The organism is Chitinophaga rupis, from assembly GCF_900109685.1.
Lineage (GTDB): Bacteria > Bacteroidota > Bacteroidia > Chitinophagales > Chitinophagaceae > Chitinophaga > Chitinophaga rupis.
On record NZ_FOBB01000004.1, the window covers coordinates 368,764 to 381,306 of the forward strand.

Here is a 12,543-nt window from a genome sequence, read left to right on the forward strand (position 1 = left end):
CCATACAACCATGCCTATAGCACTATTTTCCTGCTGATCACTTCCGCTCTGCCAAAAAATATGGTGCCTGTGAAAATGCCCGGAGGCACATTTACCGTTTCTGTAAAAACATTTCTGCCTTTATTCAACCGCAGCTGCCTTCTGAAGATCGTACGGCCCATGATATCCCTCAGGAAAAAATCGCCCCGGCATTCGGTGTCTGAAAAAATGAATATAGTAAGCTGGTTATTCGTGGCGGAGAGCAAAAGGTTATTATTGTTTTCCCTGACGGCCAGCTTAACTTTTTCCGACAGTATTTCGTGATCCTTCCAGTCCATTGTTCTGATCTGGTAGCTGCTGGTTCCGGATAAAGGTCTGAGATCAACAAAATCATATGTCTTCCCGGGGGAGCCTGCAGTATCAGTGCTTACCTGCCCAATGACAGATGGCATGTGCGTTCCTTCAAACCGGAGCACCTCGAAATGCGAATCAGGGTTTTCATTAACAGCCTGCCATTTCAAGATCACTTGTCTACGACCCACATTTGCCTTCAGGGCCGTAATTTGGGTTCCGGCAACCGGAACCACACCCGATGCTAATAGTGCACCCTCGCTTTCTGATGACCCGCTTACCCATAATATATCCTCTGTTGTAGCTGTGGTGGAACGGCCTATGGCTGTAGAGCCGGTTGTTGTGTTTGAGCCATTCGTGTATAATCTGAATGTGACCGTGGTACCGCCGGGAAGGTTTTGCAGCTCCGTAATCCCTGAAAGATCCACGTGTGGCATGAATTCACCTTCAGTATTGACCGTGATCGCTAAAGTAAACGGGTTGTCGGCTTTGTAAAAATCAGTACCATTGAGACTATATCTCCAATAATAAACTTTAGCTCCGCCACCTGTAGCCCGGATCTTAAAGTCCAGGCCATTTAAACTTATTTTGTGCCCGGTTTTCGCAGTCAGGCTAAAACCGAAATACATATTATTGGCAATGGCTATAGCCGTATCTGCCAGATTGGAACTTGACGGTATTGTTGTTAAGGAAGCAAATGCTCTTGCAAGCCCGGTGGGGTTTAAACCGGCGCCACGAACCAAAGGCGTGGCCGTAACAGCACTATTTATTGTGGTTGGTGTTACATCCGTCTCATTTCCTGCTTTTGCCGGCATAGCTAACTGCCAGGCTACTAATTTTTCAGGTGCAATGACCGCTGTGGAATTTCCATTCACTGTCAGCACATAATCTGTAGTACTGGATGCAGCCGATCGCCCAAATGCTGTAGTGCCGGTGGTTGTGTTAGAACCGTTTGTATACATCCGGAAATAAACTGTTTTCCCTGCAGGTAGATCCTGTAAAACCCCGATGCCTGATAGATCGACCGGCGGTTGTATATCCCCTTCATCAGCGGTGGCGGCTGACAGTACCCGCGGATTGGCAATCTTTTCAAAATTGATCCCGTCAAGGCTGTACTTCCAGTAAAAAACCTTTGCACCGCCGGGCGTTACCCTTAACTTATAATTTATGTCACTAAGGGAGACTTTATATCCGGGTTTAATTCCAATATTAAAGGCATAATACATCTCCTGCGAAATTGCCGTTGCAGTATCCGTAACAGCCGAGGTAGTTGGTACGCTTGTTAAAGAAACAAAGGTACGGTGGAGAACAAATGGCGCTCCCATGGAATCGGTGGCCCTTAGGCCGGCACCCCGCTGTAAAAGACCAACATTTAAAGAAGAATCAATAAGAGAAGCCGCAGCTGAAGCTTCACCTCCGGTTCTTAAGGGTGTAGCAAACTGCCATGCCGCCAGCGCCTTCGTGATAACCGTGTCCTCAACAATACCACCTACAGAAAGTGCATAATCATCTGCTGTACCAGGGCTTGAGACACCAATACCCACCATGTCTGAACTATTATCCATCCCATTAACGTATAGCCTGAAATAGATCGTCTTATCCGAACCTATATGCTGCAATTCGGGATAAGCTGACAGATCGATCGTTGCCTGTGAGGTTGATTGAGCAGCATTAAATAAATAGGATTTTGCCAGGTATTTGAAATTTACGCCATCAAGGCTATATTTCCAGTACCACAGTTTCAAGGTTGGTCCGGTGGACATTAGCTTTGCATCAATCGTTGACAATGAGATCTTTTGTGATGCCTTTGGCTTTACTGTAAACTGAAAGTACAGGTTATTATTGATTGCCACAGTGGTGTCAGAGGCATAGAGCGTTGATGCAACCGAGGCGGCAGCGCCAAAGCCGCCTGGCAGCGATATATTCCCTGAAGATCCGCTCACCGTTTTGAAACCGGTTCCCCTGGTTAATGAAGAAATGTTCACGGCCGGATTGTTCATACTGGAATTGGCAGAAACTTCCGCACCTGTACTGGCAGGACTTCCAAATTGCCAGCCCAGCAACGGTACGGTTTTTTCAGGAGCGCCTGCGTTTCTGCGTTTATAAATGGTAAGATCATCGATATCTAACCGCCCATTGTTGGTTGTTCCTAATCCAAATTTATTGATCCTGAAACGTACGTTCCCGGGAATGTCCATTATAAAAGTGGCTTGCTGCTTATTCAGCTGGTGAGTTGAAATTACCGGCCCTATGGCTACCCAGGTAAGGCCCTGGTTCGTTGAATATTCCAGCTGCCATTTCGATACGCTATCTGTAGCATAGCTACTATGCTGCAGTGTTACCTTTGAAACGCCTTCCGTTACATCGAAGTTCATTTGTAAATAGGCCGGTGCGGTGTTACGATCAATGATCCTTACCCCATAGGTCCCGCTCGTGGGTTTATCATTCGCCGAGCTTCCGCCGATAATTGCGTTGTTCAATGTCCAGGTTCCTGTCCTGAAAACAACATCACCACTTGCGTAAGAAGATTTTACCGGATCAGGGTTTTCAAAGTCTTCCGGAAATTGCCTGTACAGATCTCCCAAATCATTTTCCTTTTGGCCAAGTATCGTCATCACGGCATAATGATCTGAAGCGGTATGGCCATTAAAAAGATCCAGCAATACATCGTGCTCATAGGCCTTCCACGTGCTGGTCACAAAAACATGATCGACTATCGTTCTGTCCCTTCTGTCAATATTAAAACCATTTCCGGTTCCCCGTTCTTTCTCATGATCAATCACTGCAAGGTTCTTCGTATCCTTTAATAATACAGAGTTGTTTAAGGTAATATAATTCGGATCCCATTGGGTGGTATTAAGATCGCCCATAAACAAAGTGGGAGTAGTACCGGCAATTTCATTGATCTTTTGTAAGATCAATTGAACACTATTCGTCCGGGCAACAGTTCCGACATGATCAAAATGTGAACAAAAGACATAAAAATCCAGATCCGTTACCTGGTCAGTGAATTTAGCCCATACGCACATACGCGCAAATTTGGCATCCCATCCTTTCCCGGGAACATCCGGCGTTTCTGATAAATAGAAATGTCCATGTGACTGAAGCGTTAACCGTTGTGTATTATAGAGCAGGCCCACTTGAATAGCAGCGTCAAAACCGATGCTGTCAAATCTCGGCAGCGTATCGATCAGGTAGCCGGCCATAGATGGCAATGTTTCCTGAAGTCCGATAAGATCCGGTTTGTACTTTTCAAACTGGGAAACGACCATTAATTTCCGGTCAGCCCATAAATTTCCAACGTCTGTAGCGTTATCACCTCTTAAATTGTAAGTTATGACATTAAGATGCTGAGCTTTTGCTGCAGCTCCCCATAAGGAAGTCAGCAAAAGAATTGAGATTAAATACTTCATGGTTTAGTGATTTAAAACAAGGGAAATATTCTTAATCCAGGTTTACTACAATATTTTGATCACCGGTTGCGGTCCCGCGTATCTTAAGATCCTTTTGTTTTACACCGTTGATCGTAAAAGATGACACGTGGCTTCCTTTTCCCTTAACGGTTATGTTGATCATGGCTTTCCGGTAGGGAATGGATGTAATGCTTAAAGAGTGAATGCTGTCAGGCAGATACGGCCTTATATATAGATCATCCTTTGTGAATTTAAATCCTAACAGGCCATTGAACACCATACGCAGATAAGCCGTAGCCGACCATGTTTGATTTTTAAATGATGTCCAGTGAATGTCTTTCTCTGTTTTCCGGCGTTGCCAGCCACCATCAGGTACGCCTGAATCAGCATTATAAATTTCACGGAAGTTATAATTACCCTTGTCTTCATCCAGGGCCAGATGGATCAAATTGTTTAACTCGGCAGTGAAGATGTCATAGTTTTTTGTGGTGAGGGCTGCATCAGCAAAAAAACCGTTCACCATGGGCCAGATCACTACATTATGCCTGCCGGGCTTTTTTGCATCATACCGCGCGAAAGCAGGTGAAATGGAAGGAATACCATGAGCTGAAGTAGTTGCTGCTTTTATCATACCGGCCGCTTGCTGTGTATCAACAATGCCGGATAATACAGCAAGGGAGATACCCAGGGCTTCCTGCGAACGGTCAACATTTCCCTGGCTATCTATCAGATAGTAAAATTTATTCTCCTGAGCATTGTAAAGATATTTCAGCACCTGTGTTTTCAGTGCCAATGCTTTCTGATCGTAAGTATTCTCCTGTCCATCTTTCAGCAGTCCGCTCATTTCTGAAAGGGCCTTATAAGCACCAAAATAAACTGCGTTGGTGCTTAAACACCTGATGGTCTTTGATCCTTTATGGTCAAGCACAAAAGACGAATTGTTCAGGCTATCATATACAGATCCGGGGTAGCCGGCTATCCCGTCATTAAACACGGAGGGCCCGGTAAACAATCCATAGGCATGATCATAAGCGCTTTGCTCCAGCTCTTTCATCGTGTTCCCGGCGCAGCGGTAGGCTTCTTTTAAGAATAACTGGTCTCCGGTTACCTTATAGTGGTTTAGGGCTGCCAGGGTCCAGATGATCTTATCCCAGTACTGGTGCCCGATCGAATCCTTTTTCACCGTAACGCTCCATAATGAATTCTCAGCTACGCGGGGCCTTAATAAACTTGCACAGTTCCATGAATTAATTGCAATATCCCTTGTCCATTCACCACCATAATCACCTCCGGCAGCAAGTACTCCCCGCCTGACATTAATGTCTATGGTGTTCAAAGCAAGGTTAAAAGCATCAACCAGCGCTGCGTTACCGGAGCTGATCTTTTGAGCATTTAACTTAAGCGGCGCCGCGATGGTTATGAATAAAACCAAAGCGGAAAGTATGTTTCGCATTATATGGTATGTTACAGATCCTTTTTAAAAATTATTGAACGGTTTCAATGCTGCTTATCCAGCCTTCTAAAGGTTTTTTTGTTTCCGGCTGAGCGGAGGCGATGATTTCGAGCTTGCCGCCCGCATTGATCTCCTCCTGGGTAATGTAGATACGGTTGAGCACTTTGCCATTCAGTATTACTTTTTCAATGTACTTATTGTGGGGTCCGTAATTTTTAACTTCGATCTCAAATGGCTTCTTACCAATAGGGTTCAGCTTCACAGTCTTCATCAACGGTACATTTAAATAGTAGACCGGCCAGCCCGGGCAAGCCGGCGAAAAGCCACAGGCTGCAAGAACATACCAGGCCGACATAGCACCGGCATCATCATCCATTGTTCGGATATAGGCTTTAGGCTCATTTTTGTAAACTTTATCTACAAAGGGATCGATGCCTTTACTATTGTCATTAAAGTAATATTGGATCACAGTGTCTGCAGCAAAGCGGTGCATTAACTCCTGCGACTTCCATGGCTGACCAGCCGCGTTGTATATTAATGGCGCCTGCAGATCTGGCTCATTGGCATGATTATACAGATCTTCGTTAAAGAATTGATCAAGCTGGGTGATGAACGCAGTAGTTCCTCCTGCGAGATTAATGAGCCCTTTGATATCAAATGGTACAAACCACCGGTACTGCCAGATAGTACCCTGATAAAGATTCCGCGCCTGAACTTTATCAACATCCCCGGCGTTCAGGTTCTTAAAATCCTTCTCCCAGTATTTTTTATAATCGCGGGCTTTTTGCAGGTATCTTTCACTCAGCTCATCCTTTTTAAGGATCTTTAAAATTTCTGCAAATGCCCAGGTATCATAACTTGATTCCAGCGCTTTATCCGGTTTGGAAAAATCAAGATGATCTATTTCCCTGGCCAGCGAATCGATGATCAGATCAAATCTAACCGGATAACCCTTTCTGTAAGCATCCAGCAGCACTACTATAGCATGCTCCGTCCGCACAGTATTGGTCGGTTCCGTCTGGGTAGCATAATCCTGTTTGCCTGCTGTATAGAGATTGGCCAGAGAGGTTACCATTCCCCTGTATTTTTCGGGCCAGCAAACGGAAAGCAGGGGAAGCTGCGTACGGTAGTTGTCCCAAATGGCCCAGCCATTGAACATTGTTTCCGTACTTTTTTTTTCGATACCATCTGTGCCGCGGTAAGTGCCATCCTTTTCAGAGATCTGATAAGGAGATTGCAAGGTCCGGTACAGCAGGGAATAGAACAATTTCTTCTGAGCAATATCTCCCGTCACTTCGATCCTGCTTAATACCCGGTTCCAGGCGTCGTGGCCTTCCTTGCAAAGCTGATCAAATGTGCCGTGAAAGATAGATGATCTTGCATAATCCGTACTTACGGACGACATACCAACTCTGATCTCAACAGGATCATTTACGGTACTGAATACGCCCGTCAGCTTGTGTCCGGGCTTTTCCGTCCAGGTTACCGGCTGGCTAAATTCAAAGCAGTAATATAATTTATACGTTCCGGCATTACAGGTAGTACGGGCTTCTACCCAGCCTGTTAGTGTGCGGCCGGTAGTGACATGCTCCTCAGCTACGAATTTATTCGCCAGCGTATGAGCAAGGTCAATGAAGTAACCGTTATTTCCGGCCGGAAAGTGGTAACGGTGCATTCCGTTCTTCTGACCTGCAGCTAATTCAGCTACAATTTTGTTGGTGAAGGCAACTTTATAATAGCCCGGTGTACCTGACTGATTAATTTTGATCAGTTCCTTATCTTCTCCACCAATGAATGGCCTGATTAAAATATTCCCGCCGCTTCCGCGGCAGCCTACGCCCTCAAAACGGTTATGCGTAAATCCCAGAAAACGCCTGGCCTCGTATTCATAGCCCGTATGGGTTGCCGGGTAGGTTTGCGGCCCGATACTCAGCATACTGAACGGATAGGATGCCGCCGGTGACAGCTGACCATGATCGCCCGATGTTCCTAAAAACACATTCACATTTGCTGCGGGATCCGTAACTATTGTGCGCTGAGCACCGGCCATATTTAAACCTAAGGATAAAAATATGGCCAGATAATATTTGGTATATCTCATATGCCGGTTCAGTAATTATATGATCCATAACTTAGCGGCCGGCTAATTGCCTGCCGGCCGCCTAAGCTATGGTTGATCACCAGCCTGGATTCTGGCCCAATTTAGGGTTAACCTGCCGGTCGTTCTCAGGTATAGGGAATAGATAGAATTTATCATCCCAGGTGCGTTTTACATTTGTAAGCCAGGTCAGCTCACCGGAAGTATTGCCGGATAGCCTTTGCGGATTTGCACCATTCTTAATTGTTTCAGCAACATTAACGTAAGTCACGCCGGGAATTGTGGCAGCCGGTTTTTCCTGATAAAAAAGAACATCCAATACACCATCCTCATTAAGGTCCATTGCCTGGTCCAAAGCAGGTACATAAAATCCATTCCAAACCTGTTCCATTAAAGGCCCGCGTTTCCACCTTACGATATCATAAAACCGGAAGCCTTCCAAAGCCAGCTCAATCCCCCTTTCCCGCCGGATCTCCAGCAGAACGGGATCGCTGATATCCGGAAAATAGTTAGCCTTCAGATAAGGGTCGGCCACCAAAGGTTTCGTACTGGTATTGCCCGTTATACCCGCCCTTCTTCTCAGCGCGCCTATGGTGTTGTTCCAATCCTCATCAGTCAGTGTCCCAAGTTCTCCCTTAGCTTCTGCGTAATTCAATAAAACCTCTGCATAGCGGATCAACGGCAATGAATTGGTATTCCGGGAACCGCCATCCATTGATGCATCATCCATGGTTAATTTAATGGGCTGATAGCCTGTGTACGTGTAAGAAAATACAGGTGGGGCAGCTTGTTGTACGCCACCATTAGCGCGTGTATAATTACCCATCCTTATTGTTTGCTGCAGGCGCATGTCACGGTTTTTCACTTCCTGGGGAAACGTCATGGTGCTATAACCGGCTTCATTCGTGAATGGTGTGCCGTCTATATTCAGATAGGTATTTATGAAGGTACGTGTAAAGCTCAACCTGTCGCCATAAGTGGAACTTGTCAGGTACCAGTTGGCATCATTATAAATAGCCAGGGTTGGATCAACCAGGTTTGCCAGTATTATTTCAGCAGGAATGATCGCCTGGCTGTTAAACAAATTCCGGTAGGCCTTATCCGTGCCACCTGCAGTGTTTAAAGCAAACCCGCCGTTAGTCATTACCTGTTCTGCAGCTTCCGCAGCCGCTGTCAGCAACGTATCGGCTGAGCCTTGCAGGTTATATTCAGTATGATATTTCCTGAAAGTACCTTCGAACAAACACACCCTGGATTTAAAGGCAAGCGCGGTATATCTGGTGATAAGGCTCCGGCTGTTATCGGTGGTCGTAATATGCGATGCTGCATAATCCAGATCCGCCATAATAGAATCAACGATCAGGGTTCTTGGATCACGGCCGGCATACAAACCCGGATCATCTACATCGAATGGCCTGTTGATCCAGGGTACATCTCCAAAACGCTTTAACTTCTCAAAATAAAACCAGCCGCGGAAGAATCGCGCGAGTCCGATATAATTTTCCCGAACGGGTTGAGAGACGGCGGGATCTGTACAGTTTTGTATAAAGTAGTTAATATTACGCAGATCGCTCCATGACCATCCTGAGCTTTGCTGAGGGCTAAAGGCGCCCGGGCGGATGAAATCAGGAACCGTGGTCCGCGCCAGATAATCGCTCATTGCATCACCTCTTATGATTGCGCTTGTGGTAGGTAAAATATTATAAAATGAATTGGTATACAGATCAAGACCGGCTTTACTACCGAATACTGCAGCTTTATTGGCAGTGGCCTGCGGTTGCTGGTCCAGTTTTTTACAGCCAATGCTCATGCTGCCTGCGAAGAAAATAAACAGTAATGGCCTGAACAATTTTTCACTGAGGATCGTCATATCAAATGTCTTTAATTGTTAAAATGTTGCGGATAGCCCAAAAGTGATTGACTTCAATATTGGATAGTTGTTGCCATTACCGACCGACCCATCGGATACGATCCTGTCCGAACCGCCGATACTTTCGGGATCAATGTCATGTGTATTTTTGAAGACCGGTGACCAGGTCCATAGATTTTCCCCCGACACATACATTCGTGCATCATTGAGACCGATCTTTTTAATGAGGTTGATGGGTAAGTGATAACCAAGCTGAATGTTCTTCAACCGTACGTAAGCGGCATTTTGAAGATACTTGGTCTGACTCTGAGCAAGCTCATTGCTGCCTGCGGCTTTATATCCTGCAAACCTTGGGAAATAGGCATCCGGGTTTTCCGGGGACCACATTTTGTCTAACTGATTTACGGTTGCTTTAAAATAAGGGGAGGCATACTGGCCCCAAAAGGTTCCGGTGGAGCCGATCGGATACCAATCGCGTTTACCTACTCCTTGTATAAACGCCCCGATGAAAAAGCCTTTCCAGTCGGCATCCATACTAAATCCAAAGGTATAGTGAGGAAGGGCGTTGCCTATGATCCGCCGGTCGCCGGGATTTCCTACCGTATTATTGCCGGCATCTATTACGCCATCTCCGTTCAGATCTGCGAATTTGATGTCGCCGGGAGCAAGCGTTCCTGTATTAGATGCCTTTACAAGGATCTGTTTGGGAGACTTAGCGATATCCTCTGCCGATGTAAAATAACCAGCATTCTGATATCCCCATATCTCGCCAATCTGTTCACCCACGTAATGATCAGACAACCTTTTATCGGGGTTATTGTATTTGGTGACCACTGCATTATAATCAGCAAGCGTAGCTCTTAAACCATAGTTAAACGGGGAACCGGAAACAGTAAGCCTGTCGCGCCAGGTAACCGACAATTCCCAACCCTTTGTTTTCAGATCGGCATAATTACCTTTGGGAGATGCTGTTCCAAAAACGGTTGGCAGTGATGGACCTAATGTGAACATGTTAAGGGTCTTCCGTGTGTAAAGGTCTCCTGAAACAGATAGTTTTCCGTCCAGCACACTTAGATCCATACCAATGTTCTGGGTTCTTGAAGTTTCCCAGGTCAAGCCATCCGGCAATACACCTGGCGAGCTTGTGGCCTGCGGACGGACGCCATTTAAAATACGTCCCAGCTGGCTGATATTGAATTGCTCCTGAAACACATAGGAGTTGATACTACCATTACCTAATGAACCGTAAGAGCCGCGGAATTTAAGGTCCGTGATGATCTTCGGCGAAATATGCCAGAAAGGCTCTCCGGACACCCGCCAGCCAGCAGATAAAGAAGGGAAAAAAGCATAGCGCTGATTGGAAGGAAATTTGGAGGATCCATCATAACGCCCATTGCCTTCCAGCAGATAACGTCCCTTATAATCATAGTTTAAACGGTAAAAACCTCCTATTACTTTCCATCTGTCCCAATCTCCTGAAGTAACTATAGACTGACCTAATGCTAAATTGATGTTGTTTGCATCCGGATAGGCCAGGCCGTTACGCTGAACGGCTGTACTTTGAAACGTAGATTGCTCGTAATTGAAACCGGCTAATACCTTTGCATGGTGCCCACCGCTCAACTTAGGTTCAAACTCGCCGTAAATATTTGTTACAAGGTACCGGGTAGGCTGGAACGTAAGGGTAATATCATTAAAGGCCGAACCCACATATTCGATCACTCCCGGTTTCCGGCTATATGGCACAGGTACCCTTTTTACAAAGGTGTTATTATCTGTGTTCTGAAAAGTAAGGTCACCTTTTATCCTGAACTGATCGTCAAGAAAGCGTGCCTCAAAGCCGGTAGTATTGCGAAATACCTTTTTATCAAAATCATAGCCGTTCTTACCATAGACAAAATCACCAACGGTATAAGCGGCTGAATAGGTTAATGTTCCGTCAGGATTATACAGCGGCGCTACCGTATGCGCTTCTGCCGACATATTTATCCAGATACCGCCGCCTTCACCAACATTTAACGGGTTATGATACTTCATCGAAGAATAATCGGCATTGTTATATACTTTCAACCATGGGAAAACCTGCAGTGATCCCTTAGCCCTAAAGTTGTAAATATTATAGTCGTCAGAATTATATCTGAACAGGCCATCCTGCTGGTATATCCGCCCTGTTACCAGGAAGTCGGCTTTGCCGCTGCTACCGGAAAGGGATAAGTTGTGGTCTGTTGCCGTAGTATGATCCTTGTAAAGCAGCTTGTACCAGTCTGTGTTTGCGTAATATACATACTCGCCTGCACCATTTACATCAACTTTTGGCAAGCTGGGGTCTGCGTCTCTTCTTTGCAGCTCAGCCAGATATTCTGCTGAAAACTTTACGGTTTTATTGATATTCTGTGCGGTTTGGGAGCTTCCATACCAGGCAGTATAAGCTTCACTAAAAAGCCTGGCGAACTGATAGCCGTTAGTAACTAACTCAGGTACAGTGGTGGGGCTTTTGAATGACTGATTATAGGAGTATGTAACGCTTATCTTATCCTTTGACGGGCTTTTAGTTGTGATCAACACTACCCCAAAAGCTGCCCGGGCTCCATAGATAGCCGCTGATGCTGCATCTTTTAAAACGGTAACACTTGCTACATCATTGGGATTTATACGACTGGGATCGCCTTCAACGCCATCGATCAAAACCAGCGCATTACCTCCCTGGCCTATGGAGGTGGTGCCGCGGATGTTATAGCCGGGTGATTGTATGGGCTTACCGTCCGCAGGCACCAGGTTTAAATTCGGTAGTAAACCCTGCAGGCCCTGGGTTAGGTTTGGCAGCGAGCGATTTTCCAGTGCTTTGGCAGATACCTGATCAACAGCGCCGGTAAGGTTTACTTTTTTCTGCGTACCATATCCTACCACAACAACCGCTGACAGATCGGATGCCGCCGGGTTTAGCGTTAGCAATGCGGGCACTTTACCTGCAGGATATTCCTGTGTCTGATAACCGACGAAACTAAAAACAATGATGGCAGCTGCATCAGGGACCGTGATGGAGTAATTGCCTTCCTGGGTGGAGGACACACCATCCATCGTTCCTTTCACCCTTATGCTAACGCCGGTTAGCGGTTCACCTTTCTCATTCTGCACTTTTCCATTAATCGTCAGGGTAACGTTTACCGAAGCAGCCTTTGTCAATTCCTTTTCCTTAACTAAAATGAGCTTTCCTTGGATCTCGTAACTTAAGGGCTGATCCCTGAGATAAGTATCTAACACCTCTGTGATGGTGGCATCCTTAAAATTAACATCCTTAGGGGAAATGTCTTTTATCTTGTTCACCGAGACTAATACATTGTAGCCGGTTTGCTTCCTTAGTTCCCGGACGATTTGCTCA

5 protein-coding genes are annotated in these 12,543 nt (G+C 45.8%); all 5 read right to left on the minus strand.

Translation table 11 applies throughout. The features are described from left to right. Window positions 1-14 precede the first annotated feature (14 nt). Complete coding sequence (locus BMZ54_RS18360) at window positions 15-3,743, minus strand: endonuclease/exonuclease/phosphatase family protein (RefSeq protein WP_143081059.1); 3,729 nt, start codon at window positions 3,741-3,743, stop codon at window positions 15-17. Between the two features lie 31 nt (window positions 3,744-3,774). Beyond that, window positions 3,775-5,196, minus strand: a complete 1,422-nt coding sequence (locus BMZ54_RS18365) for an MGH1-like glycoside hydrolase domain-containing protein (RefSeq protein WP_089915108.1) — start codon at window positions 5,194-5,196, stop codon at window positions 3,775-3,777. A gap of 31 nt (window positions 5,197-5,227) precedes the next feature. Beyond that, entirely contained in the window at window positions 5,228-7,297 is a 2,070-nt protein-coding gene (locus tag BMZ54_RS18370; protein WP_089915111.1) for a glycoside hydrolase domain-containing protein, read from the minus strand. A gap of 76 nt (window positions 7,298-7,373) precedes the next feature. Continuing rightward, a complete protein-coding gene (locus BMZ54_RS18375; RefSeq protein WP_238386614.1) occupies window positions 7,374-9,164 on the minus strand; it encodes a RagB/SusD family nutrient uptake outer membrane protein in 1,791 nt (596 codons plus the stop codon). 18 nt (window positions 9,165-9,182) lie between these two features. Then, window positions 9,183-12,488, minus strand: a complete 3,306-nt coding sequence (locus BMZ54_RS18380) for a SusC/RagA family TonB-linked outer membrane protein (RefSeq protein WP_202909284.1) — start codon at window positions 12,486-12,488, stop codon at window positions 9,183-9,185. Between the last annotated feature and the right edge of the window lie 55 nt (window positions 12,489-12,543).